The sequence below is a fragment of the Variovorax boronicumulans genome (assembly GCF_029892485.1).
GTDB lineage: Bacteria > Pseudomonadota > Gammaproteobacteria > Burkholderiales > Burkholderiaceae_C > Variovorax > Variovorax boronicumulans_B.
Genome location: NZ_JARXVG010000012.1, coordinates 38,552 through 61,338 on the forward strand (window position 1 = coordinate 38,552; position 22,787 = coordinate 61,338).

General features: G+C 65.2%; 26 protein-coding genes. 3 read left to right on the forward strand and 23 right to left on the reverse strand.

From position 1 onward, the window contains the following. Window positions 1–26: 26 nt before the first annotated feature. The 23 genes from M2282_RS24260 to M2282_RS24370 form a co-directional block, all read right to left on the reverse strand. Window positions 27–701 carry a hypothetical protein gene (locus M2282_RS24260; protein ID WP_280811324.1) on the reverse strand — a complete coding sequence of 225 codons (675 nt, stop codon included), beginning with the start codon at window positions 699–701 and terminating at the stop codon, window positions 27–29. Between the two features lie 49 nt (window positions 702–750). Further along, the gene (gene nagZ / locus M2282_RS24265; protein ID WP_280811325.1) at window positions 751–1,833 is read right to left on the reverse strand and encodes a beta-N-acetylhexosaminidase; all 1,083 of its coding nucleotides are present in this window, start codon (window positions 1,831–1,833) and stop codon (window positions 751–753) included. Next, window positions 1,830–2,240 (reverse strand): holo-ACP synthase, encoded by a 411-nt coding sequence (gene acpS / locus M2282_RS24270; RefSeq protein ID WP_280811326.1) that lies wholly within the window; start codon window positions 2,238–2,240, stop codon window positions 1,830–1,832. The genes nagZ and acpS overlap by 4 nt, the downstream gene beginning before the upstream one ends. Next, the gene (locus tag M2282_RS24275; protein ID WP_280811327.1) at window positions 2,237–3,016 is read right to left on the reverse strand and encodes a pyridoxine 5'-phosphate synthase; all 780 of its coding nucleotides are present in this window, start codon (window positions 3,014–3,016) and stop codon (window positions 2,237–2,239) included. Before M2282_RS24275 ends, acpS begins: the two co-directional genes overlap by 4 nt. Further along, window positions 3,013–3,786, reverse strand: a complete 774-nt coding sequence (recO, locus tag M2282_RS24280; RefSeq protein WP_280811328.1) for a DNA repair protein RecO — start codon at window positions 3,784–3,786, stop codon at window positions 3,013–3,015. Before recO ends, M2282_RS24275 begins: the two co-directional genes overlap by 4 nt. A 1-nt stretch (window position 3,787) precedes the next feature. Beyond that, window positions 3,788–4,753, reverse strand: coding sequence for a GTPase Era (gene era, locus M2282_RS24285; RefSeq protein WP_280811329.1), 966 nt, complete (start codon window positions 4,751–4,753; stop codon window positions 3,788–3,790). A 7-nt stretch (window positions 4,754–4,760) separates the two neighbouring features. After that, on the reverse strand, window positions 4,761–5,447 hold the full coding sequence (rnc, locus tag M2282_RS24290; RefSeq protein WP_280811330.1) for a ribonuclease III: 687 nt from the start codon (window positions 5,445–5,447) through the stop codon (window positions 4,761–4,763). Between the two features lie 17 nt (window positions 5,448–5,464). Beyond that, window positions 5,465–5,833: a DUF4845 domain-containing protein gene (locus tag M2282_RS24295; RefSeq protein WP_280811331.1), complete on the reverse strand. Its 369-nt coding sequence runs from the start codon at window positions 5,831–5,833 to the stop codon at window positions 5,465–5,467. A 39-nt stretch (window positions 5,834–5,872) separates the two neighbouring features. Continuing rightward, complete coding sequence (gene lepB, locus M2282_RS24300) at window positions 5,873–6,838, reverse strand: signal peptidase I (protein WP_280811332.1); 966 nt, start codon at window positions 6,836–6,838, stop codon at window positions 5,873–5,875. Window positions 6,839–6,845: 7 nt separating this feature from the next. Beyond that, the gene (gene lepA / locus M2282_RS24305; RefSeq protein ID WP_280811333.1) at window positions 6,846–8,657 is read right to left on the reverse strand and encodes a translation elongation factor 4; all 1,812 of its coding nucleotides are present in this window, start codon (window positions 8,655–8,657) and stop codon (window positions 6,846–6,848) included. Window positions 8,658–9,179: 522 nt separating this feature from the next. Further along, window positions 9,180–10,664: a DegQ family serine endoprotease gene (locus M2282_RS24310; RefSeq protein WP_280811334.1), complete on the reverse strand. Its 1,485-nt coding sequence runs from the start codon at window positions 10,662–10,664 to the stop codon at window positions 9,180–9,182. Between the two features lie 97 nt (window positions 10,665–10,761). Continuing rightward, on the reverse strand, window positions 10,762–11,832 hold the full coding sequence (locus M2282_RS24315) for a MucB/RseB C-terminal domain-containing protein (RefSeq protein ID WP_432422937.1): 1,071 nt from the start codon (window positions 11,830–11,832) through the stop codon (window positions 10,762–10,764). A gap of 22 nt (window positions 11,833–11,854) precedes the next feature. Next, complete coding sequence (locus M2282_RS24320) at window positions 11,855–12,520, reverse strand: sigma-E factor negative regulatory protein (protein WP_280811336.1); 666 nt, start codon at window positions 12,518–12,520, stop codon at window positions 11,855–11,857. 17 nt (window positions 12,521–12,537) lie between these two features. Next, window positions 12,538–13,212: an RNA polymerase sigma factor RpoE gene (gene rpoE / locus M2282_RS24325; RefSeq protein ID WP_280811337.1), complete on the reverse strand. Its 675-nt coding sequence runs from the start codon at window positions 13,210–13,212 to the stop codon at window positions 12,538–12,540. A 10-nt stretch (window positions 13,213–13,222) separates the two neighbouring features. Continuing rightward, window positions 13,223–13,705: a hypothetical protein gene (locus tag M2282_RS24330; RefSeq protein ID WP_280811338.1), complete on the reverse strand. Its 483-nt coding sequence runs from the start codon at window positions 13,703–13,705 to the stop codon at window positions 13,223–13,225. A gap of 13 nt (window positions 13,706–13,718) precedes the next feature. Then, entirely contained in the window at window positions 13,719–14,963 is a 1,245-nt protein-coding gene (fabF, locus tag M2282_RS24335; protein WP_280811339.1) for a beta-ketoacyl-ACP synthase II, read from the reverse strand. A gap of 96 nt (window positions 14,964–15,059) precedes the next feature. Further along, window positions 15,060–15,299, reverse strand: coding sequence for an acyl carrier protein (gene acpP / locus M2282_RS24340; RefSeq protein ID WP_007830471.1), 240 nt, complete (start codon window positions 15,297–15,299; stop codon window positions 15,060–15,062). A gap of 98 nt (window positions 15,300–15,397) precedes the next feature. Continuing rightward, the gene (fabG, locus tag M2282_RS24345) at window positions 15,398–16,141 is read right to left on the reverse strand and encodes a 3-oxoacyl-ACP reductase FabG (protein ID WP_093434874.1); all 744 of its coding nucleotides are present in this window, start codon (window positions 16,139–16,141) and stop codon (window positions 15,398–15,400) included. A gap of 27 nt (window positions 16,142–16,168) precedes the next feature. Further along, a complete protein-coding gene (gene fabD / locus M2282_RS24350; protein WP_280811340.1) occupies window positions 16,169–17,122 on the reverse strand; it encodes an ACP S-malonyltransferase in 954 nt (317 codons plus the stop codon). Window positions 17,123–17,170: 48 nt separating this feature from the next. Then, entirely contained in the window at window positions 17,171–18,148 is a 978-nt protein-coding gene (locus tag M2282_RS24355) for a beta-ketoacyl-ACP synthase III (RefSeq protein WP_280811341.1), read from the reverse strand. Then, window positions 18,148–19,245, reverse strand: a complete 1,098-nt coding sequence (plsX, locus tag M2282_RS24360) for a phosphate acyltransferase PlsX (RefSeq protein ID WP_280811342.1) — start codon at window positions 19,243–19,245, stop codon at window positions 18,148–18,150. The genes M2282_RS24355 and plsX overlap by 1 nt, the downstream gene beginning before the upstream one ends. A 61-nt stretch (window positions 19,246–19,306) precedes the next feature. Beyond that, window positions 19,307–19,489, reverse strand: coding sequence for a 50S ribosomal protein L32 (gene rpmF / locus M2282_RS24365; protein ID WP_007830466.1), 183 nt, complete (start codon window positions 19,487–19,489; stop codon window positions 19,307–19,309). A gap of 155 nt (window positions 19,490–19,644) precedes the next feature. Next, window positions 19,645–20,202 (reverse strand): YceD family protein, encoded by a 558-nt coding sequence (locus M2282_RS24370; RefSeq protein WP_280811343.1) that lies wholly within the window; start codon window positions 20,200–20,202, stop codon window positions 19,645–19,647. Between the two features lie 83 nt (window positions 20,203–20,285). On the opposite strand from M2282_RS24370, the gene M2282_RS24375 reads away from it, so the two are divergent. From M2282_RS24375 to M2282_RS24385, 3 genes are read left to right on the forward strand one after another with little or no spacing between them, the layout of a single operon-like run. Beyond that, window positions 20,286–20,867 (forward strand): Maf family protein, encoded by a 582-nt coding sequence (locus tag M2282_RS24375; RefSeq protein ID WP_280811344.1) that lies wholly within the window; start codon window positions 20,286–20,288, stop codon window positions 20,865–20,867. Then, a complete protein-coding gene (locus M2282_RS24380) occupies window positions 20,864–21,625 on the forward strand; it encodes an SAM-dependent methyltransferase (RefSeq protein WP_280811345.1) in 762 nt (253 codons plus the stop codon). The genes M2282_RS24375 and M2282_RS24380 overlap by 4 nt, the downstream gene beginning before the upstream one ends. A gap of 2 nt (window positions 21,626–21,627) precedes the next feature. Beyond that, window positions 21,628–22,779 (forward strand): MFS transporter, encoded by a 1,152-nt coding sequence (locus M2282_RS24385; RefSeq protein ID WP_280811346.1) that lies wholly within the window; start codon window positions 21,628–21,630, stop codon window positions 22,777–22,779. The last annotated feature ends 8 nt before the right edge of the window (window positions 22,780–22,787 follow it).

Sequence of the window (22,787 nt, forward strand, 5' to 3'; positions counted from 1 at the left end):
AGTTCTTGCGCGGGGCCCCGTCAGAATCAAAAAGGCCGGAACAGCGTCACGTTGTTCTCGTCCAGCGGCTCCTTGTAGCGCGTGTCCCGGAGGGTCAATTTGACGGGCAACCGCTTCTCTTCGGAATAGTGATTGAAGATCCCTGCCGCGTTCGCGGCATCGACGACCTCGGCCAGTCCCGGACCGGCCCAGTTGTCGTGACCCCTCAGCAGATAGAAATGCATCAGGCCGCATTGCTGGTGCGCCCAGTAGTCGTGCCAGCCAAAGGAATCGGGTCGCCACAAAGAGTTGTGGCCCTCGAAGAACACCGCCCGGCTCATCGGCATGCATTCGGGCGTCGAGATGATGATGTAGCGCGAGCGGTAGTTGAGGAATTCCAGCAGGTCCCGCCCTTGCGAGTGGAGCATGTGCTCGATGACGTCTCCCAGGATGACGACGTCATAGAGGTCGCCGCCGCGCTCGTAGAGCTTGTCGGCGGTGATGGGAAGAATATGGTGATACCCCACTTCGCGCAGTTGGGGGAATGCGGCATCGTCGCATTCAAGTGCCGTCAGTTCGCACTCCGGCACGATGTTCTTGAGCAGGGCTCCGTACTTGCCCCCACCGGCCCCGATGTCCAGGATGCGCTTGGGATTGATCGTCTTGACCACTTGCTGCGTCAAGGCATCGAAGGTCGGCCAGGAGTAACCAATGTGTGCCATGGAAGAGGTGCCGTCAGTTGTGTGCAAACCGCCCGGATTCGCCGGGTTTCTAGATCGCCTGCAATCGTCGCTGCGCGTCGCGGTATCCGTGCGATGCGACGATCGCCGGCCAATCGGTTGCCACTTCGCTCGGCAGCAGCGCCCGTCGCCGCTTCTCGCTGTCGGCGTCGGGCAACCAGCGCCTCGCCGCCTTCGCCGCGTCGAAGTCCGCGAGCAACCCGTCGAGCGATTGCCCATCGCCCATGCTCTGGTTGCACAGCAACGCCAGATCGCAACCAGCCTCGAGTGCCGCCAATGCAGCGTCGGCGTAGCTGAGCAGCTTGCCGTCGATGTAGCGCCCGGCTTCCATGCTCAGGTCATCGCTGAAAACAGCGCCGTTGAACGCCAGCCGTCCGCGCAGGATGTCCGTCAGCCATTTCGACGAAAACCCCGCCGGTCGCTTGTCGACCTTCGGATAGATCACATGCGCCGGCATCACCGCCGCAAGCGAACCAGCCAGCCAGCCGTACGGCCGCGCATCGTCTTCGAGGATCGCCTTGAGGCTGCGCCTGTCGACCGGAATCTCGACATGCGAATCCGCCTTCACGAACCCATGCCCGGGAAAGTGCTTGCCGCAGTTGCGCATCCCCATCTGCAACATGCCGTGCATCACGCTCTTGGCCAGCAGCGCCACCACGCGCGGGTCGCGGTGGAAGCTGCGGTCGCCGATCACGCTGCTGCCGCCGTAGTCCAGGTCGAGCACCGGCGCGAAGCTGAAGTCCACGCCGCAGGCACGCAATTCGCCGGCAAGCACCTGCCCCGCTGCCGTTGCAACCTGCGTGGCGCGCATGGCGTCTTCCATCCACAGCTCGCCCAGCGAACGCATCGACGGCAGCCGTGTGAACCCATCCGTGCGAAAGCGCTGCACGCGCCCACCTTCGTGGTCGACGCAGATCAGCATGTCGGGCCGGATCGCCTTGATCTCGGCATTCAGCGCGGTCATCTGCGCGCGGTCCTGCCAGTTGCGGGTGAAATGGATCACGCCGCCCACCAGCGGATTGGCCAGGCGCCGGCGGTCGGCGTCGTTGAGTTCGGTGCCCGCCACATCGATGATGAGCGGCGCGTGGGTGTGGCTGCCTGTCGTCAGGGTCATGCGTCGTTCTTGCTGTCTTTGTGTTCCACCACGACGAAACTCGCGGCGTATTCGGTTTCGTCGGTCACCGTGACATGGGCGGTGAGGCCCTTGGCCTCGAACCAGTCCTTGAGCTCGCCGTGCAGCACGATGACGGGCTTGCCGCTGCGCAGGTTGGCGATCTCGCACGAGCGCCAGGTCATCGGCATCCGCATGCCGAGGCCAATGGCCTTGCTGAATGCTTCCTTGGCGGAAAACCGGGTGGCGAGGTAGCTCAGGCCCCGCTTGGGCCAGCGCGCGCTGCGGGCTTGCCAGACCGTGAATTCGGCGTCGCTCAGCACCTTGCGGGCGAAGCGCTCGCCCTGGCGCTCGAAGGTCGCGGCGATGCGGCGCAGGTCGCAGATGTCGGTGCCGATGCCGTAGATCATGCAGGCCGTGCCTGTTGCGCCTCGGTGATGCAGCGCAGGTACTCGCGCGTCGTGGCGGTGTAGCCGAGTTCGAGTGCATCGGCGACGAAGGCGTGGCCGATCGAGACCTCGTGGACGCCGCGAACGGCGCTCAGGAATGCGGTGAGGTTGTCGCGGCTCAGGTCGTGGCCGGCATTGACGCCAAGGCCCGCAGCCTGGGCCGCCCGCGCCGATTCGACATAGCGCGCGAGCACGGCCGCCTCGTCGGCGGTGCCGCGCGATGCGGCATAGCCTTCGGTATAGAGCTCGACGCGGTCCGCGCCCACGGCCTTGACCGCCGCCATCATCTCGGGGATCGGGTCCATGAACAGGCTGACGCGCACGCCCAGGGCCTTGGCTTCAGCGATCAGCGGGCGCAGACGCTCGGCGTCGTCGGGAAAGCTCCAGCCGTGGTCGCTGGTCGACTGGGATTCGCTGTCGGGCACGAAGGTCGCTTGGTGCGGACGCAGCTCGCGCACGAAGTCCATGAGGTTGTGGAAGGGGTTGCCTTCGATGTTAAACTCGATGCCGGGCCAGTCCTTGGCGAGCAGTGCAGAAAGGTCGCTCACGTCGTGCGCGCGGATGTGGCGCGCGTCGGGCCGGGGGTGGACGGTGATGCCCTGGGCGCCGGCGGCCAGGCAGGCATTGGCGGCAGTCAGCACGCTCGGAATGCCCAGATGGCGCGTGTTGCGGACCAAGGCCACCTTGTTGAGGTTGACCGAGAGGGAGGTAGTGCCGGCGTTGCCTGAAGTGCTCATAGTGCTTGCAGATCTCTCATCATTTGCCGCGTGCGCAGCGTGGACACGCCGCAATGGTAGTTGAGCAAGGCGCGCAACTGGTTTCGCAGGGCGCTGTTGCTGCCGGCGCTCATGGTGGCGATTTCGCGCAAGGTCGCGGTGAAGGGGGCGCGGTCGTCGAGCACGGATTGCAGGGCCTGCCAGTCGCCGCCGGCCAGCCCGGCCTCCCCGTCCGCCGCCGAACGAAGTCCCGCCTCGGGCACGAGGCTGTAGCGCACGGCAGCGTCGAGCGGCTCCAGGGTCAGCGTCTGCACGTCGAGCGAGGGCAGCAGGCCGACCTCGCGCAGCAGGATCAGCTCGAAAGCTCGCAGCGCGGCAGCCTGGGTCGCTGCCTGCGCGCCGACGTGATCGCCAGCCAGCACCTGCACCACGCCGGCATAGGCATCGAACAGCGCCTCGTGCGCGTCGTCCCGCGCCAGGAGACGCAGCAGCAGTTCGTTGACGTAATAGCCCGAAAGCAGGGCTTCACCGGTCGGCATGACATGGCCGCCCATCCATTCGGCGCCCTTGAGCGTGCGGATCTCGGCGTCGCCGCCGTAGTTGAGCTGCAGGGGCTGCAATGGCAGCAGCACCGGACGAAAGTTGGAACTCGGCCGCTTCGCCCCCTTGGCCACCAGCGCGATGCGCCCGTGGTGCCGGGTGAAGACCTCCAGGATCAGGCTCGACTCGCTCCAGTCGTAGCGATGGAGCACGTACGCCGGTTCATGCGAAACGCGGTGGGCAGCGGCCACTTCATTCGTAGCCGAACGACCGGACCCGGGCTTCGTCGTCGGCCCAGCCGGAACGCACCTTGACCCACAGTTCGAGGAACACCTTGGCATCGGCCAGCTTCTCGAGCTCGACGCGCGTTTCCATGCCGATGCGCTTGATGCGCTCGCCCTTGTCGCCGATCACCATGGCCTTGTGGCCGTCGCGCTCGACCACGATGGTGGCGGCGATGCGCAGCAGGCGCTTCTGGCCCTTTTTCTGGGGCGGCTCTTCCTCGAACTTGTCGATGATGACGGTCGAGGTGTAGGGCAGTTCGTCGCCGGTCAGGCGGAACAGTTTTTCTCGCACCAGCTCGCCGGCCAGGAATTTCTCGCTGCGGTCGGTGAGTTCGTCTTCGGCGTAGAACCAGGGCTGCTCCGGCAGGTATTTCTCGCAGATGCCGAAGAGGCGCTCGACGTCCTTGGCGTTCTTGGCCGACATCGGCACGAACTCGGCGAAGGCGTGCTTGGCCTGCATGGTCTGCAGCCAGGGGGCGATGTCGCCGCGGCGGTGCACGTTGTCCAGCTTGTTGGCCAGCAGCACGGTCGGAATGCCCTTGCCCAGCAGCTTGAGCACCCGCTCGTCGGCGGGCGTGAAGCTGCCGGCCTCGACCACGAACAGGATCAGGTCCACATCGCCCACCGCGCCCTGCACGGTCTTGTTGAGCGACTTGTTCAGCGCGTTGGCATGCAGGGTCTGGAAGCCCGGCGTGTCGACGAACACGAACTGCGTCGCACCCAGCGTGCGCATGCCGGTGATGCGGTGGCGCGTGGTCTGTGCCTTGCGCGAGGTGATGCTGATCTTCTGGCCGACCAGCGCATTGAGGAGGGTCGACTTGCCCACATTGGGCTTGCCGACGATGGCGATGAGGCCACAGTGTTGGGGTCCGCTTGCCGCCGTGTCGCCTGGGGCGTCTTCGGGGGCAGCTTCTGGATGGATAGCGTCGTTCATTGTGATTTCACGCAGCACCGCGTGCCTTGAGCCGGATCAGCATGGCGGCCGCGGCGGCCTGCTCGCCGGCGCGGCGCGAGCCGCCGATGCCGCGTTCGCGAAGGCCCAACTCGGGCACCTCGCACTCGACATCGAAAGTCTGTTTGTGCGCTGCACCCAGCGTCGCGGCCACGCGATACATCGGCAGCTTCATTTTGTGGCCCTGCAGCCATTCCTGCAATTCGGTCTTGGGGTCCTTGGCCGCCGCTTCCATGCGGGGATTGATCTCGACCGATTCGTAGAGCCGGCGCACCAGCGCCTCGGCGGCCGAAAAGCCGGCGTCGAGGTAGACCGCACCGATCAGCGCTTCGAGCGCGTCGGCCAGGATCGAGGGCCGGCTCGGGCCGCCCGAACGGGCCTCGCCTTCGCCCAGGCGCAGCAGCGGCGACAGCTGGAGTTCGAGCGCCAGGCGGTGCAGGGTGTCCTGCTTGACCAGGTTGGCCCGCACGCGCGACAGATCACCTTCGGGCAAGGCCGAGAGCCGGGTGTACAGCAGGTGCGATACCGCCAGGTTGAGCACTGAGTCCCCGAGGAACTCGAGGCGCTCGTTGTGGTCGGCCGAGAAGCTGCGGTGCGTGAGCGCGAGCTGGAGCAGCCGCGTGTCGGAGAACGAATGCTTGAGGCGCGCCTGCAGCGCGACGAGGCTGCCGTCCACCTTTTTCAGCGCCGCGTTCAGCGGGTCTCGCCCTTGTACTTGAGCGTCAGGTAGGCCGGGCCGAACAGGGGGATCTCGCGCTCGTAGGCGTACGAGACCACGACCTTGTCGCCGACCTTCTTGATGTCGAGGTCCTTGCCGCTGACCGACTTGAAGTCGTCGATGGCCTGGGCGCGATCGAAAATGGCGCGCACTTCGGGCACGGTTGCGCCTTCCTTGGCCTTGTTGGCGGCCTTGTCGATGGCTTGCCATTCGATCAGCGTCGGGATGACCTGTGCGACGACAACGCCCAGGCAACCCAGTACCACTGCGACGAACAGCAGACCGATGAAAGAGATGCCGCGCTGGTGCGCGGCCCTGCTGCGGATGGACCCGTTAGCTCTCATGCCCTCTTACCCCTCGAACAGTGTTGAATGACTGCTTGTTTATTGAAATGGACCGATGCGACCAAAATCGCCAAAATTCATCCAGACGAAGAACGCCCTGCCCACGATGTTCTTGTCCGGCACGAAGCCCCAGAAGCGGGAGTCCGCCGAATTATCGCGGTTGTCGCCCATCATGAAATACTGGCCGGCAGGCACCTTGCACACCACGCCTTCGACCGAGTAGCGGCAGTTTTCGCGGAACGGGAAGTCGCTGGCGCCCGGCACGAAGGAAGGCGCGCCTTCGTCGTTCAGGATCTTGTGCTGCTTGCCGTTGAGGTTCTCGTCGAACTGCTTGAGCAGGCGCATCGATTCGCTGTCGAGGTAGTCGGGCGCCGCATCCTTGGACACCGGCTGGCCGTTGATCGTGAGCTTCTTGTTCAGGTAGGCCACCTCGTCGCCCGGGATGCCGACCACGCGCTTGATGTAATCCATGCTCGGCTTGGGCGGATAGCGAAACACCACCACGTCGCCACGCGCGAGCGGCGTGCCCTCGGTGATCTTGGCGTTGATGACCGGAAGGCGCAGGCCGTAGGTGAACTTGTTGACCAGGATCAGGTCGCCGGTCAGCAGCGTGGGCATCATCGAACCCGACGGGATCTTGAAGGGCTCGTAGAGAAACGACCGCAGCAGGAACACCACCAGGATCACAGGGAACAGGCCCGCCGTCCAGTCCAGCCACCAGGGCTGCATCAGCAGGCGCTCGCTGGCCTTGGTGTCGGCGGTGTCGACCTGGGTGATGCCCTGGCCGGCCAGCCGCGCATTGCGCTCGGCCATCGAGGCTTCGAGCCGGGCGGCAGCCGCTTCGCGTTTCGGCAGGAAATAGAAACGCTCGGCCAGCCAGTAGAGACCGGTGACCACCGTGGCCACGAACAGCAGCAATGCGAAGTTGCCTTCGATCGCGCCGAAATACCAGGCGCCGACATAGCTGGCGAACGCCGCAAGGACCAGGGAAGTGATGAGTGCCATTTTTTGATCAGTCTTCGACTTGCAGAATCGCCAGGAAGGCCTCTTGCGGAACCTCGACGGAACCGATCTGCTTCATTCTTTTCTTGCCCGCCTTCTGCTTCTCGAGCAGCTTCTTCTTGCGGGTGATGTCGCCGCCGTAGCACTTGGCCAGCACGTTCTTGCGGAGGGCCTTGATTGTCTCACGCGCAATGATGTTGACCCCGATGGCAGCCTGGATCGCAACGTCGAACATCTGGCGCGAAATGATCTCGCGCATCTTCGAGACCACCGCCCGGCCGCGGTACTGCGACTGGGTGCGGTGCACGATGATGGACAGCGCATCGACCTTCTCGCCGTTCAGCAGGATGTCGACCTTGACCACGTCCGAGGCGCGGTACTCCTTGAACTCGTAGTCCATGGAGGCATAGCCCCGGCTGACCGATTTGAGCTTGTCGAAGAAGTCCAGCACGATCTCGCCGAGCGGCATCTCGTAGGTCAGCATGACCTGGCGGCCGTGGTAGGCCATGTTCATCTGCACGCCGCGCTTCTGGTTGGCCAGCGTCATGACAGCGCCCACGTATTCCTGCGGCATGTAGAGATGCACGGTCACGATCGGCTCGCGGATCTCGCTCATCTTGCCGACGTCGGGCATCTTGGACGGGTTCTCCACCATGATGACTTCGCCGTCGTTGCGCACCACCTGGTAAACCACGCTCGGCGCGGTCGTGATCAGGTCCTGGTCGAACTCGCGCTCCAGCCGCTCCTGCACGATTTCCATGTGCAGCAGGCCGAGGAAGCCGCAGCGGAAACCGAAGCCCAGCGCCTGGCTCACCTCGGGCTCGTAGCGCAGCGACGAATCGTTGAGCTTGAGCTTCTCGAGCGCGTCGCGCAGCGAGTCGTACTCGCTCGCTTCGGTCGGGTAGAGGCCGGCAAACACCTGCGGCTGGATTTCCTTGAAGCCCGGCAGCGCCTCGGTGGCGGTGGCGGCCGCACCACCTGTGCCCGCCTTGATCAGCGTGACGGTGTCACCGACCTTGGCGGCCTGCAATTCCTTGATGCCCGCGATGATGAAGCCCACCTCGCCCGCCTCGAGCGAAGCGCGCGGTTCGGTGGCCGGCGTGAAGACGCCGATGTTGTCGGCGTTGTACATGGCGCCGGACGCCATCATCTTGATGCGCTCGCCTTTCACCAGTCGGCCGTCGACAACGCGCACCAGCATGACGACGCCGACGTAGGCGTCGAACCAGCTGTCAACGATCATCGCGCGCAACGGCCCGTCGGGATTGCCGCGCGGCGCCGGCATCTTGTGCACGATGGCTTCGAGGATCTCGTCGATGCCCAGGCCCGTCTTGGCGGAGCACGGAATCGCATCGGTCGCGTCGATGCCGATCACGTCTTCGATTTCGGTGCGCGCGTTGTCGGGATCGGCGTTCGGCAAATCCATCTTGTTGAGCACCGGCACCACTTCGACGCCGAGGTCGAGCGCGGTGTAGCAGTTGGCCACCGTCTGCGCTTCGACGCCTTGCGATGCATCGACGACAAGCAGCGCGCCTTCGCATGCGGACAGCGAGCGGCTCACTTCATAAGAGAAGTCGACATGGCCCGGCGTGTCGATCAGATTGAGGTTGTAGACCTGTCCATCGAGTGCCTTGTAGTGCAGCGCAGCGGTCTGCGCCTTGATGGTTATCCCACGCTCTTTTTCGATGTCCATCGAGTCGAGCACCTGCGCTTCCATCTCGCGTTCTGCGAGGCCGCCGCAACGCTGGATCAAACGGTCTGCGAGCGTCGACTTGCCGTGATCGATGTGCGCAATGATCGAAAAATTTCTGATGTGATTCATCAACGGGAACGCTTAAGTACTTGAATTGGCTCGTGCCCAGCGGTGAGCGGGCAAGAAAAAAGGGCGCGTCTTCTGGAGACGCGCCCTGAACCAACAAGCAATGGCAACTGCAGTAGTTGGAACTTCATTGTAGGCAAAAAGGGAGGCACGTACATCCGGGAACAGGGTCCAAAGGGCTCGTTGCGGGTCCACAACATCAAAGATACAAACAGGTTATCCACAGGATCGGTGGAGCACTCACTGAACAACTTGTGGGCGATCTGTGGAGCACCGGTGGACTGCTGTCTGACATCTCGCATCGTGAAGGTCGTTGCACTCCTTATGCGCTGACCGGCCGCTGCAAGTGCTCTATTCTACCGAAAACCGTCCTTAGCCTCTCAGAAAGTTAGTGGCTGCAAACCAAAATCAGGACTTTTGGAGTCTCAGATTTTTTTAGGGATCCACGCCCGAACGTCGTAAACACCTCAAAAAAATGGCCCCAAACCCGACTGCGGGGTGGGGCCACTTGACGGCGGCGCCGGATCAGCGTGTGGGGCGGATCAAAGCGTACTGCGCCCAATCGCCACGCCGGAACAACACGCTGAGCGCCTTGTTCTTGTCGGCCTTGGCGAGCGCCGACTCGAACTCGCGGGTGTTGGCCACCTCGATGTTGCCCACGGCCAGGATGATGTCGCCTTCGCGAAGGCCGGCACGCGCAGCAGCTTCGCTGGCCGTGTCGACCTTCACGCCGCCCTTGAGCTTGAGCTCCTTCTTCTGCGCATCGTTGAGATCGCTGACAGCAAGACCGAGCGACTTGGCCGCCGCGGAGGCCGATGGCTTCGGTGCCGGTTCGTCACGATCGGAGGCACGCTTGGCTGGCTTGTCGGGCTCGATCTCGGCAATGGTCACGCTCAGGTCGCGCGAACTGCCGCGACGGGACACCGTGAGCGTGCTCTTCGTGCCCGGCTTGGTGTTGCCCACGAGGCGCGGCAGATCGCTCGGCTTCTCGATGGGCTTGCCGTCGAACTTGGTGATGACGTCACCCGGCTCCACACCGGCCTTCTCGCCGGGCGAGCCGGCTTCGACGCCGCGCACCAGCGCGCCCTGCGCCTTGCTCAGGCCGATGGCTTCGGCCACGTCCTTCGTGACCTGGTCGATCTGCACGCCGATGCGGCCGCGGGAAACACGCCCCGTGGTGCGCAGCTGTTCGCTCACGCGGATCGCCTCGTCGATCGGGATCGAGAACGAGATGCCCATGAAGCCACCCGAGCGCGAGTAGATCTGGCTGTTGATGCCAACCACTTCGCCGCGCATGTTGATCAGCGGACCGCCCGAGTTGCCGGGGTTGATGGCCACGTCGGTCTGGATGAACGGCAGGTATTCGCCGGTGTCGCGCTGCTTGGCGCTCACGATGCCGGCCGTGACGGTGTTCTCCAGGCCGAAGGGCGAGCCGATGGCCATCACCCATTCGCCAACGCGCAGCTTGGAGATGTCGCCCACCTTCACCGCGGGCAGGCCGGTGGCTTCGATCTTGACGACCGCGACGTCGGTGCGCTTGTCGGCGCCGACGATCTTGGCCTTGAACTCGCGCTTGTCGGGCAGCGTGACCAGCACCTCGGAGGCGTCTTCCACCACGTGCGCATTGGTCATGACGTACCCGTCGGCCGTCAGGATGAAGCCGGAGCCGACACCGCGCGGGCGCTCCTCTTCCTGGGGCTGCTGCGGCCTGTTGGGGCGCGGCCCCTGGCGCGGCGTGCCCGGCGCGGGCTGCCCGAAGAAGCGACGGAAGAATTCCTGCATTTCCTCGTCCATCTCGCCGTTGCCGGTGCCGCGTTGCGCGACCTTCTCGACGGTGCGGATGTTGACGACGGAGGGACCGACTTGGTCGACCAGGTCGGTGAAGTCGGGCAGCGTGCGCGTTTGCGCGTGGACGGGCTCCACGGGAAGGAAGGTGGCTCCGGCTGTCAATGCGAGCGCGAAAGCCAGCACACCGGAACGAAGCTTGTGTCCCTCGACTTTGAACATCATCGGTTTTCTTTCAAAAGAACAGAGAGCGGCTAAACAACAGAAGCTATGAGTTGGCGCTGCGCGCTTGGTTCAGCGCCATCTGCGCTTGAATGGCTTGTCAGCGTGTGCGTGCAAGGCTTTGGGCAAATGCATTGAGCGTCTGCGGCGGCACCTCGCCCACCGCGGTCAGCCACCAGTCGCTCGCGGGTTCGGGCAACCGCCGGCGGATCGCATTGGTGGCGCCGATGGTCAGCATGCCGTCGCGCGGCGCACGGGCGGCATCGTAGCGCTCGATGAAAAGCGACACCGAGGCCAAGCCATCCGAAAAAGTCCACTGGACCGTTGCCGCATCCTGCTTCGACTTGTCGCCACCAGCGGTCGGCCGGCGGAAGAAGCTGCGGGGCTTGAAGCCCGCCACGGGCGCGCTGAGTGTCCAGCCTTCGTCCTGTGCCGTGGTGCGCTCGAGCTCCAGCTTCTCGATGCGGTAGCCCGAGGTGTTGGTCATCATCTGCGCCAGCGCCTGCGCTTTCACGGGCGCATCGAGCTGCAGTTCGGAGAATGCCGATTGCTCCACCACCCGCGATTCGCTGTCGATGGTCTGCAGCTTCACCACCAGGCCCGAGCGGCGCTCGCTCCAGATGCGGTAGCCGAAGCGCAGGCCGTCGTGCGGCACCAACTGAACCACGTCGGCATCGAAGCCGGCCACGCGGTCCTTGCCGATCGCGCGCACGTCGTAGAAGTCGCCGATCGACGAATCGGTCTTGTCCGGCAGGTTGGGGAAGAGGTCGAGGTTCTCGCGCTTTTCGACCTTCACGACCTTCGCCTCGGGCAGGAAAGTCATGACATTGCGATTGCGCCGGAAGGTCGAGCGCGGCGGGCCTGAGAGAGCCTCGATGCGCTCGATCTGATGATCGCCGTCGCGCACATGCCAGATGCGCGCGCTCGACAGGTCGCCGCCGGGCGCCGACACCACGAAGGTGCCCACATAGTTGCGTTGCCGCGCGCCAGTGTGCATGCGCTGCAGCCAGTCGGCCACGCTCATCGCCGGTGGCTCGTCCGTCTGCGCCGCAGCCGCACCCTTGGCGGTCGCCGGGCCGGAGCGGTTTTGTGCGGTGGCAACCTGCGCGAAGCAGAAGGCTGCAAACACAAGCACGAACGCGCGTGCGGAGATCGGCATCTGAACGGTCATTGCGGGCGGTTACGGACGCGCCTCAGCGCGTAGGTCCCTCGAAGGTGGCGTTGCGCAGGAAACCGGAAGGCATTTGCGAAGCACCGCCAGCCTGCTGGTGCGCTTCGAGCAATTGATCGAGACGCGGATCGCGCAGCATGACCTGCGGATTGCCGTTGCCGACCATCACGCGGGTCGGCGTCAACGTGGCACCGGCCGGCTGCTGGCTGCCGATAGCCGCTGCCGCCAGGACCGAATTCGTCGCAGGTTGTTGCTGGGCCGCAATCTGCGCGCCAGCTTGCGAACCAGCGGTGCCACTGCCGATGAGCGTCCAGCTGATGGCGGCCACGGCCACCATCGAAGCGGCGCCCGCCACCAGTTTCCAGCGGAAGACCGGCTCGTTGGCCGCATCGACCCTGCGCTGAATCTGGATCGCTGCAGGCGCGGCCGCTGGCACCAGCGCCGGCATCGCAATCACGGGTTCGGCGGCGAGTCGTTGCTGGAAACGCGCGAGGAACGCCGAGCTGTCGCTGCACGTCGAATGAGAGCCCGAACGCAACACGTCGCCCACCACGTGGTAGGTGTGCCAGGCTGCGCGCGAATCGCCCTCGGTGCAGACCGCATCGATCGCCTGCGCGAACGCCTCGCCCTGCAAATGACCATCCGCAAGTGCGGACACCTGTTCACGAACCGTCATCGTCTGATTCATTTCATTCACCTGCTTACTTACCAACGCTTGCCGGACTGGTTGTCCAGAAGCGGTTTGACCCTGGCCGAAATGGCTTCGCGCGCCCGGAAAATACGTGAGCGCACCGTGCCGATAGGGCAATCCATGACCTCGGCAATTTCTTCGTAACTCATTCCCTCGATCTCGCGCAGCGTGACTGCCTGGCGCAACTCGGCTGGGAGCGCTTCCATGGCTGCCTCGACGGCACTGGCGATTTCGTTCGCTGCCATGACCGATTCGGGGGTTTCGTCGCTGATTGGTTCGTTTCCGGGACGGTAAGTTTCATCGTCGTCGTCAGAAGACGGCCGCAGCGCGCTTTCGGAGATGGTCGGATCGCGCTTCATGTCCACCAGCGCCTTCTTGGCGGTGTTGACCGCGATCCGGTAGAGCCAGGTGTAGAACTGCGCCTCGCCGCGGAACTGGTGCAGCGCGCGGTAGGCGCGGATGAAGGTTTCCTGGGCGATGTCCTCGACCAGGTCGACATCGCGCACCATGCGGCCGATCAGCCGCTCGATGCGGCGCTGGTACTTGATGACCAAGAGCTCGAAAGCCTTCTGGTCCCCCGCGACCGTGCGCTGGACCAGCTGGAAATCGACCTCGCCCGGGCGCGGCGCCTCGGGCGGCGCGTCGGTCAGGCCGGAATCCGGTGGCACTGGCGGGGGAGAAGTTGTCATCGACGGGATTTCAGGGCGCGTCGGCGGGGGCCGTCGCGCGCCACGGATCGCCGGCAGACTCAGCGGCGGGCGCGCGTGCATACACCGCGCGGCGCACATCGCGCCAGCGCTCGGGCATGGAGCTCTGCTCGAGCCAGACCCAGCGCGCAGCGCGGCCCGGCTCCGAGCGCCTGACCAGCATCAGCGATTGGAAATCGAGCGCAACCGTGGCCCGCGCCGCGCGAACGCCACGGGTCGGATCAGCCCCCGTCAGGGACCAATGAAGCCCGTCGAAGTGCAGCGTGGCAGCGCCTTCGCGCCGCAAGCCGAAGCCCGCGGCAATGCCAGAGAACACGACGCTGAGGACCAGCAGCAGCTGGCGCCATCCAGCGCTATCGAAGAGATAGCAGGATGCGCCCGCGCAGCAAGCGCCCAAGGTCCAGAGAACAACAAGAATCCGGGTAGCACCGCGTGAGCGCCCCACCGGATAGGTCACCGACGGCGCGCTGTGCATGGGAGAGCAATGCTCAAGCGCGCTTGAACACCAGCGTGCCGTTGGTGCCGCCGAAGCCGAAGTTGTTCTTGACCGCGACATCGATCTTCAGATCGCGCGCCTCGTTGGCGCAGTAGTCGAGATCGCACTCCGGATCCTGGTTGAAGATGTTGATGGTCGGCGGGCTCTTCTGCTCGTGCAGCGCAAGCACCGTGAACACCGATTCGATGCCGCCCGCGCCGCCCAGCAAGTGGCCGGTCATGGACTTGGTCGAATTCACGACGAGCTTCTTCGCGTGATCGCCGAAGGCGAGCTTGACCGCGTTGGTCTCGTTGAGGTCGCCGATCTGCGTCGAGGTGCCGTGCGCGTTCAGGTACTGGACCTGGTCGGCATTGACCCCTGCATTGGCCAGCGCCATCGCCATCGAACGGCGGGGGCCGTCGACGTCGGGCGCGGTCATGTGGTACGCGTCGCCGGTCAGGCCGAAGCCCGCGACTTCCGCGTAGATCTTGGCGCCGCGCGCCTTGGCATGCTCGTACTCCTCGAGCACCAGCACGCCTGCGCCCTCGCCCAGCACGAAGCCGTCGCGATCCTTGTCCCACGGGCGCGAGGCCGTGGCGGGATCGTCGTTGCGCGTGCTCAGCGCGCGCGGCGCGGTGAAGCCACCGATGCCGAGCGGCGAAATGGTCGACTCGGCGCCGCCGGCGATCATGACGTCGGCATCGCCGTACTCGATCATGCGTGCCGACGTGCCGATGGCATGCAGGCCCGTGGTGCAGGCGGTCACGACGGCGATGTTCGGGCCCTTGAAGCCGTACTTGATCGACACGTGGCCCGAGATCATGTTGATGATCGACGCCGGCACGAAGAACGGCGAGATGCGGCGCGGGCCGCGACTCGCGTACTCGCCATGCGTCTGTTCGATCATCGGCAGACCGCCGATGCCCGAGCCGATGTTGCAGCCGATGCGAACGGCCTCTTCATAGGACAGCGCTTCGCCGGTCGGCAGTCCGCTGTCTTGCACCGCCTGGATGGCGGCGGCAAGCCCCAGATGAATGAAGCGGTCCATGTGACGCGCTTCTTTCTCCGAGATGTATTTGGTGATGTCGAAACCCTTCACCTCACCGGCGAACTTGCAGGCGAAGGCGCTTGCATCGAACGCGGTGATGTTCGCAATACCCGACTTCCCGGCCAACAAGTTGGCCCAGGATTCAGTTGCGGTGTTTCCGACAGGAGCGATGCAACCGAGTCCGGTCACGACGACGCGGCGTTTGGTCATGCCGGCAAACCTTTCTGGAAGCGCTGAACAGTTGCTGGTCGGCGCGTGCGGTTCAGGAAAAAGCCGCCGGCCGCAGTCGCAGTGTCAGCTGGCCAATCAGGCCTTTTGATTCTTGGTGGCGTAGTCGACGGCGTTTTGCACCGTGGTGATCTTCTCGGCATCTTCATCGGGGATCTCGATGCCGAACTCGTCTTCGAGTGCCATCACGAGTTCGACCGTGTCGAGCGAGTCAGCGCCGAGGTCGGCCACGAAAGCCTTTTCATTCGTCACTTGGGACTCTTCCACGCCGAGTTGCTCGGCGATGATTTTCTTGACACGTGCTTCGATATCGCTCATTTGGTTCCCTCTGAGGGTTGTAGGTAATCGGTGGATTTTAGCCGGGCGGATTGTGGCATTTGCCGCACCCCCGGTACGGGAAAGATTGCGCCTTGCGGCTACATGTGCATGCCGCCATTCACATGCAACTCCTGCCCGGTCACGTAGGACGCCTGGGGCGATGCGAGGTACGCCACCGCATGCGCGATGTCGGCCGGCTTGCCCAGATGTCCCAGCGGAATCTGCTGCAGAAGTGCTTGTTGCTGCGCCTCGGGGAGGCTCGCCGTCATGTCGGTTTCGATGAAGCCCGGCGCGACGCAGTTGACGGTGATGTTGCGGCTGCCCAGTTCGCGGGCCAGGGCGCGGGTCATGCCCGCGACGCCGGCCTTGGCGGCGGCGTAGTTGGCTTGGCCGGCATTGCCGGAGGCGCCCACCACGCTCGTGATGCTGATGATGCGGCCGTAGCGCTGCTTCATCATCGGGCGGATCACAGCGCGCGAGAGGCGGAACACGGCCTTGAGATTGGTGTCGAGCACCGCATCCCAGTCGTCGTCCTTCATGCGCATGGCGAGTGTGTCGCGCGTGATGCCGGCGTTGTTGACCAGCACGTGGATCGCGCCGTAGGCCTGGACGATCTCGTCGATCAGCGCCTCGACGGCGGCGGCGTCATTCACGTTGAGTGCACGGCCACGGCCATCGAACGCGCTCAGTGCCGAAGTGATCTTCGCCGCGCTGTCTTCGGTGGTGCCGGTGCCGACGACCTTCAGGCCACGCTGCGCCAACTCGAGCGCAATCGCTGCGCCGATGCCGCGCGACGCGCCGGTGACCAGGGCGACTTGCCCTTCGAATTTGGGAATGCTCATATAAAAAGTATCGGGGCCTTGCGCCGTTCAGCCGGCGAGCGATTGTCGGGTGTCTGCGAGCGTCGCCGGGTCGTACACCGACGCGGCTTCCAGATCGGGGGCGATGCGCTTGACCATGCCGGCCAGCACCTTGCCGGGCCCGCACTCGATGATGGCGGCTACACCGCGCAGTTTCAAGGCCTGCACGCTCTCGACCCAGCGAACCGGGCCGGCGGCTTGGCGCACCAGGGCGTCGCGGATGCGGTCTGCGTCGGTCTCGACGGCCACGTCGATGTTGTTCAGCACCGGAATCTGCGGCGCAGCGAGCGTGAGGGTGGCGAGCTTTTCGCGCAGCGCCTCGGCGGCGGGCTTCATCAGGCTCGAATGGAAAGGCGCCGAAACGGGCAGCAGCAGCGCGCGCTTGGCGCCATTGGCCTTGAGCAGCTCGCAGGCCTTGTCGACCGCGGCCTTGCTGCCGGCGATCACGGTCTGCGCCGGATCGTTGAAGTTCACGGCTTCGACGATTTCGGCGCTGCCTGCGCCGAAGGAGGCCGTCGCTTCCGCGCAGCCTGCCACGACCTTGCCGGACTCCATGCCCAGCACGGCAGCCATGGCGCCGACACCGACAGGCACAGCCTGCTGCATGGCCTGCGCACGAAAACGCACCAGCGGCGCGGCCTGCGCCAGCGTCAGCACGCCGGAAGCCACCAGCGCCGAGTACTCGCCCAGCGAATGGCCGGCCACGACGGAAGGCGTTGCACCGCCTTCGGACAGCCAGGCGCGCCAGGCCGCGACACCGGCGACCAGCATCACGGGCTGCGTGTTGGTGGTGAGCGCCAGATCTTCCTTGGGGCCGTTCTTGATCAGCGCTCCGATGTCTTCGCCCAGCGCTTCGGAAGCCTCGCGCAGCGTTTCGGCCACGGCCGGATGGTCGCCCCAGGCGTCGAGCATGCCGACAGCCTGCGAGCCCTGACCCGGAAAAACAAAAGCAAAGGATTTCATTGTTCTATGCGTCATATCGCATCGCAGCCCCGGCAGGACTGCAACACGCTACAGATTCAATAGCACGGCGCCCCAGGTGAAACCGCCGCCCACACCTTCGAGCATGAGGGTTTCGCCCTTCTTCACCTTGCCGGACCGCACCGCTTCGTCGAGCGCCAGCGGGATCGAGGCGGCCGATGTGTTGCCGTGCTCGTTGACGGTGACGATCAGTTTCTCGCGCGGCAGCTTCAGCTTCTTGGCCGTGCCTTCCATGATGCGGATGTTGGCTTGGTGCGGAATCAGCCAGTCGATATCGGCCTCGGTCTTGCCGGCCTTGGTCAGCGCGGCGCGCGCGGCCTCTTCGAGCACCCGGACTGCCAGCTTGAACACGGCCTGGCCATCCATGTGCAGCAGCGGCGTGCCCAGCACGTTGCCGCCGGACACATGACCCGGCACGCACAGGATGCCGACGTGCTTGCCGTCCGCGTGAAGGTCGCTCGACAGGATGCCGGGCTCGTCGCTGGCCTCGAGCACCACGGCGCCCGCGCCGTCGCCGAACAGCACGCAGGTGGTGCGGTCATTGAAATCGAGGATGCGGGAGAACACTTCGGCGCCGATCACCAGCGCACAGCGCGCGGTGCCGGTGCGGATCATGGCGTCGGCCACGGTCAGCGCATAAACGAAGCCGCTGCAGACAGCCTGGACGTCGAATGCCGGGCAACCGGCAATGCCGAGCTTGTTCTGCAAGATGGCAGCCGACGACGGAAACACCATGTCGGGCGTCGAGGTCGCGACGATGATCAGGTCGACGTCGCTGGCCTTGCGGCCCGCCGCTTCGAGTGCGTGCTTCGCGGCCTCGAGGCCGAGGTCGCTGCTGCCGACATCCGGCGCGGCAAAGTGGCGCGCATGGATGCCGGTGCGTTCGACGATCCACTGATCGGAGGTTTCGATGCCGCGCAACGCCAATTCCTTGGCGAGATCGTCATTGGTCACGCGGCGCGGGGGCAGATAGCTGCCGGTGCCGGTGATACGTGAAAAAGGGGTCATCAAACGTGGAGGGCTGTCGCGTCGACCGGCACCGCCGGTTCCTGCCGCGCGAGCAAAGGCGCGGCGTGGGCGATACGGGCCCGCACGCGATCGAGCAGGTTGTTGCGAGCGGCATCATAAGCGCGATCCAGCGCATGGCCGAAAGCCACTTCGTCGGCCGAGCCATGGCTCTTGAAAACCAGGCCGCGCAGTCCCAGCAAGGCAGCTCCGTTGTATCGACGGTGGTCTAGGCGGCTTTTGAACGCTTTTAGAACCGGATAAGCAACAATTGCTGCAATCTTTGTGAAGATGCTTCGAGAAAATTCAACGCGAATGAAGTCGCCGATCATCGAAGCAACGCCCTCGCTGGCCTTCAGCGCCACATTTCCGACGAAACCGTCGCAGACGACGATGTCGGTGGTGCCCTTGAAAATATCGTTGCCTTCCACGTTGCCGTAGAAGTTTAGATCCTTGGAGTTCGCCGCCGTACGCAGCAATTGGCTTGCTTTTTTGATCGTTTCGCTGCCCTTGATGGCTTCTTCGCCAATATTGAGCAGGCCGACTGTAGGCGCCTCGTTGCCGGTCAGCGCCGAGACCAGTGCCGAGCCGAGCACGGCGAACTGAAGCAGGTCCTCGGCGTCGCAATCGACGTTGGCACCCAAGTCGAGAACGGTTGTCGCGCCGCCCTTGGCATTCGGGAGTTGCGGGGCGATCGCGGGGCGGTCGATGCCGTCGAGCGTCTTGAGCAGGTAGCGCGCAATCGCCATCAAGGCGCCGGTGTTGCCGGCTGAAATGGCCGCCTGGGCGGCACCATCCTTGACCTGCTGGATCGCGACGCGCATCGAAGAGTCCTTCTTCTTGCGCAGCGCGATTTCAATGGGATCGTCCATGCCCACCACTTCGCTGGCAGCAACGATGCGGGCGCGTGGATGCGCGGCGAAGCCCGCCAGCGCGGCCGGCGCACCGACCAGCAACAACGAGGCCTCGCTGTGCCGCTCGAGAAACGCGCGGCAGGCCGCAAGCGTGACGCGCGGCCCATGGTCGCCTCCCATGCAATCCACGGCGAGCGTGATTGCAGAAGGCGCAGCGGTGAATGCGGGAGAAGAAGACGTAGCCATCAAAACAAAGGCCCGACGCTACAGGAAAAGTAGCTTCGGGCCTTGGCCTTGGGATGCGAAATCAGGCTTCGGACTTGTTCTTGAGCACCTGACGGCCACGGTAGAAACCGTTCGGGCTGATGTGGTGGCGCAGGTGCGTTTCGCCAGTGGTCGGCTCCACGGCGATGCCGGGCACGACCAGTGCGTTGTGTGAACGGTGCATGCCGCGCTTGGAAGGCGACTTCTTGTTTTGCTGGACGGCCATGATGGCTCCTGGACTGTTAGGTGAGTGACTGGATACGGGCTCAAGCGGTGGCGATACAAAAAAGTGCGCGGCATGTATGGAATGCCCTTGTCTGTATCGCTGCTCACGGCGGCGCGCGCGAAGCCCATGATTATAGCCCAGCCGCCGGGAAAGGGCTACTTGCCCTCTTCCGGCTTGCGCGAACGCAACGCTCCGAGCACCGCGAAGGGGTTCGGCTTGGCTTCCTCGGCGGCTTGGAAGTCATCGTCGCTGGACGACAACTGGACAGGCACCGGACAGACGTCGTGGACCGGCATGACGGGAATTTCCATCAGGAGTTCGTCCTCGATCAGGGTATGCAGGTCGAAATCCCGGCTGACGACCAGCAGGTCTTCCTCGGATTCGTCGTCCTCTGACTCCGCCGTGGCCTCGTCGGCGACGAAACGGAACCAGCGGTCCACCACCAGTTCCGTCTCGACAGGCGCCAGGCAGCGCTGGCACGTCAGCGGAACGACTGCTTCGGCTTCCAGGTGCAGCCAGGGCGCGGCCTTGCCGTCGGCGCCCGGGCGCTCCTCGCCGGTGGCTTCCCAGTGGACGACAGCATTGGCGGCGGGATCCGCCAGTTCGGCGACAAGGCGCACGTAATCAGGGACCGGATCGTCCGCATTCAGGGTTGCGGCTGCGGCGGCAAAGCCGGCCACGTCGAGCCGTTCGGGTGCAAATTCTCTCTTCATCCGCGCCAGTCTAGCGCGCCGGCCGCTTCACCGGCATGGTGCGAGCCAGAAGGTTTTTGCGCAGCTCACGCACAATCGTCCTCATGCAACGCCCCGTGATCCTCGCCTCGACCTCGCGCTACCGCCGCGAACTGATGAACCGCCTGCGCCTGCCCTTCGATGTGCACGCCCCGGAAGTGGATGAAACCGCACTGGACGGCGAAACGCCCCGCGCCCTCGCCGAACGCCTCGCGCTGGAAAAGGCCAACGCCGTCGCCGCCCGCTTTCCCGAAGCGGTGGTCATCGGCTCCGACCAGGTGGCCGACCTCGCCGGCGAAGCGCTCGGCAAGCCCGGCGACCATGCCCGCGCCACCGCTCAATTGCGCCGGATGCGTGGCCAGACGCTGATCTTCCAGACCGCCGTCGCCGTCGTCTGCCACGCCACCGGCTTCGTGCAACGCGACCTGGCGCCGGTCCGCGTTGTGTTCCGCGAGTTCAGCGACGCCGCCATCGAGAGTTATCTTCAAGCCGAGCAGCCCTACGACTGCGCCGGCAGCGCCAAGAGCGAAGGCCTCGGCATCGCCCTCCTGAACGCCATCGACAGCGACGACCCGACCGCGCTGGTCGGCCTTCCGCTGATCCGCACCTGCCAGATGTTGCGCGCTGCGGGGGTCGAACTCCTGTGACCCACGGCAAGCTCTACCTCGTTCCCGCGCCGCTCGATTTCGGCTGCGACGTCCAGGCTCCGCTGCAGGACGCCCTGCCGCTCGGCACCCTGCAGGTGGCCGCCGGCATCACGCACTGGATCTGCGAGAACGCGAAATCCGCCCGCGCGTACCTCAAGCGCATCGATGCCGTCGCGCCACTGGCCGCTCCGCTGCAAGCGCAGGACATCCAGGAACTTCCGCGCGAAGTGCACAAGAAAGGCGATCACGCCGGCCAGTTCGATGCCCGGCCGATGCTGGCCGCCGCGCTCGAGGGCCACGACATCGGCCTGCTGAGCGAAGCCGGCATGCCGGCGGTGGCCGACCCCGGCTCCTCGGTGGCGCGCGCCGCGCACGACCTGGGGATTACCGTGGTGCCGCTGACCGGTCCGGTCTCGCTGCTGCTGGCCCTGGCCGCGAGCGGCCTGAACGGCCAGAACTTCGCCTTCGTCGGCTATCTGCCGCAGGACGCGGGCGAGCGCCAGACGCGCATCCGCGAACTCGAAGCGATCGCCCTCAAGACCGGTCAGACGCAGCTCTTCATCGAAACGCCCTACCGCAATGCTGCGCTGCTGCAGGCGCTGGTTCAGACGATGCACCAGAACACCCGCCTCGCCGTCGCACGCGGCCTGACCCTGGCAACGTCCCACGTTCGCAGCGAGACCGTGAAATCCTGGCGCGCCAAGCCGCAGATCGCAACCGACGAACGCCTGCCCGCGGTGTTCGCAATCGGGCGCTGACGATGGTGGTGGTGACCGCCGGCACGCGCTGGGCCTCGCGCGCGCAGTTCTTCTCTTCCGGCTTCATCTTCGCGACCTGGGGCGTGCACGTGCCCACGGTCAAGGCGCACTACGGCCTCGATGAAGCCCAGCTCGGGCTGGCCCTGCTCGCCGCAGGCGCCGGCGCGATGTTCGGCCTGACCAGCGCGGGCCGCTGGATCGGCCGCCACGGTCCGCGACGGATCGCCGCCCTCTCCGGCTGCGTCTATGCGCTGCTGCTGGCCGGGCTGATCGCCATGCCGGGCTACTTCGCGCTGATGGGCCTGCTGGCCGCGTTCGGCCTCGTCACCAGCGTGTTCGACGTGGCCATCAACACCGAAGCGGCGCAGCTCGAAATGCAAAGCGGCACGCCGCTGATGAGCGGCATGCACGGCATGTTCAGCCTGGGCGGCATGGCCGGCGCCGCGAGCGGCAGTGCGGTGCTTGCGGCGGGAATGGGTGCACAGACGCACCTGCTGCTCGTTGCCGCGGCGATGGTGCTGCTCGTCGCACTGTCCTCGACGCGCATGCTGCCCAAGGTGGCCGCCGCGAGCGGCACGGCTGGCGCCGACCACAGCTTCCGGCTGCCCCGTGGCCCCCTCGCAGTGCTTGGCATTCTGGCGGCGCTGGGCCTGATCGCCGAGGGTGCGATCTACGACTGGAGCGTTCTCTATATGCAGCAGGAGCTGGGCAGTCCGCAGAAGCAGGCCGCGCTCGCCTATGCAGCCTTCTCCGCAGCCATGGCGGCCGCGCGTTTCGGCGGCGACGCGATGCGCGCCCGTTTCACCCCGGTGGCCTTGCTGCGCGGCAGCGGCGTGCTGGCGGCCGCCGCAATGACGCTGGTGCTGCTGACCGACCTGCCCTGGCTCGCCCTGGTCGGCTTCGCAGGCGTCGGCGTCGGTTTTGCGAACGTGGTGCCGATCCTGTTCGGCGCCTCGGCCCGCGTGCCGGGCGTCGAGCCCGCCAGCGGCATCGCGTCGGTATCGGCCGTGGCCTATCTCGGATTCATGGCCGGACCCGCGGTGATCGGCCTGCTGGCGCGGGCCAGTTCGCTGACCGCCGCGCTCTATGTGGTGGTGATCTTTGCCGCGGCGCTGGCCGCCTCGGCCCGCTTCACGCGCAGCGAAGCGGGCTGAAGATCGAA

What these genes read in the sequence shown, in the direction of transcription:
- lepB (WP_280811332.1), bottom strand. Translation starts at nt 6,838, where the DNA reads ATGGCACTCATCACTTCCCTGGTCCTTGCGGCGTTCGCCAGCTATGTC.
- fabG (WP_093434874.1), bottom strand. Translation starts at nt 16,141, where the DNA reads ATGAGCATTCCCAAATTCGAAGGGCAAGTCGCCCTGGTCACCGGCGCG.
- M2282_RS24320 (WP_280811336.1), bottom strand. Translation starts at nt 12,520, where the DNA reads ATGAATCAGACGATGACGGTTCGTGAACAGGTGTCCGCACTTGCGGAT.
- acpS (WP_280811326.1), bottom strand. Translation starts at nt 2,240, where the DNA reads ATGATCTACGGCATCGGCACCGACATCTGCGACCTGCGCCGCATCGCC.
- plsX (WP_280811342.1), bottom strand. Translation starts at nt 19,245, where the DNA reads ATGGCTACGTCTTCTTCTCCCGCATTCACCGCTGCGCCTTCTGCAATC.
- M2282_RS24355 (WP_280811341.1), bottom strand. Translation starts at nt 18,148, where the DNA reads ATGACCCCTTTTTCACGTATCACCGGCACCGGCAGCTATCTGCCCCCG.
- nagZ (WP_280811325.1), bottom strand. Translation starts at nt 1,833, where the DNA reads ATGACCCTGACGACAGGCAGCCACACCCACGCGCCGCTCATCATCGAT.
- M2282_RS24315 (WP_432422937.1), bottom strand. Translation starts at nt 11,832, where the DNA reads ATGACCGTTCAGATGCCGATCTCCGCACGCGCGTTCGTGCTTGTGTTT.
- lepA (WP_280811333.1), bottom strand. Translation starts at nt 8,657, where the DNA reads ATGAATCACATCAGAAATTTTTCGATCATTGCGCACATCGATCACGGC.
- M2282_RS24275 (WP_280811327.1), bottom strand. Translation starts at nt 3,016, where the DNA reads ATGAGCACTTCAGGCAACGCCGGCACTACCTCCCTCTCGGTCAACCTC.
- M2282_RS24330 (WP_280811338.1), bottom strand. Translation starts at nt 13,705, where the DNA reads ATGCACAGCGCGCCGTCGGTGACCTATCCGGTGGGGCGCTCACGCGGT.
- era (WP_280811329.1), bottom strand. Translation starts at nt 4,753, where the DNA reads ATGAACGACGCTATCCATCCAGAAGCTGCCCCCGAAGACGCCCCAGGC.
- rpmF (WP_007830466.1), bottom strand. Translation starts at nt 19,489, where the DNA reads ATGGCCGTCCAGCAAAACAAGAAGTCGCCTTCCAAGCGCGGCATGCAC.
- rpoE (WP_280811337.1), bottom strand. Translation starts at nt 13,212, where the DNA reads ATGACAACTTCTCCCCCGCCAGTGCCACCGGATTCCGGCCTGACCGAC.
- M2282_RS24260 (WP_280811324.1), bottom strand. Translation starts at nt 701, where the DNA reads ATGGCACACATTGGTTACTCCTGGCCGACCTTCGATGCCTTGACGCAG.
- M2282_RS24385 (WP_280811346.1), top strand. Translation starts at nt 21,628, where the DNA reads ATGGTGGTGGTGACCGCCGGCACGCGCTGGGCCTCGCGCGCGCAGTTC.
- fabF (WP_280811339.1), bottom strand. Translation starts at nt 14,963, where the DNA reads ATGACCAAACGCCGCGTCGTCGTGACCGGACTCGGTTGCATCGCTCCT.
- M2282_RS24370 (WP_280811343.1), bottom strand. Translation starts at nt 20,202, where the DNA reads ATGAAGAGAGAATTTGCACCCGAACGGCTCGACGTGGCCGGCTTTGCC.
- fabD (WP_280811340.1), bottom strand. Translation starts at nt 17,122, where the DNA reads ATGAAATCCTTTGCTTTTGTTTTTCCGGGTCAGGGCTCGCAGGCTGTC.
- M2282_RS24375 (WP_280811344.1), top strand. Translation starts at nt 20,286, where the DNA reads ATGCAACGCCCCGTGATCCTCGCCTCGACCTCGCGCTACCGCCGCGAA.
- M2282_RS24310 (WP_280811334.1), bottom strand. Translation starts at nt 10,664, where the DNA reads ATGATGTTCAAAGTCGAGGGACACAAGCTTCGTTCCGGTGTGCTGGCT.
- acpP (WP_007830471.1), bottom strand. Translation starts at nt 15,299, where the DNA reads ATGAGCGATATCGAAGCACGTGTCAAGAAAATCATCGCCGAGCAACTC.
- M2282_RS24295 (WP_280811331.1), bottom strand. Translation starts at nt 5,833, where the DNA reads ATGAGAGCTAACGGGTCCATCCGCAGCAGGGCCGCGCACCAGCGCGGC.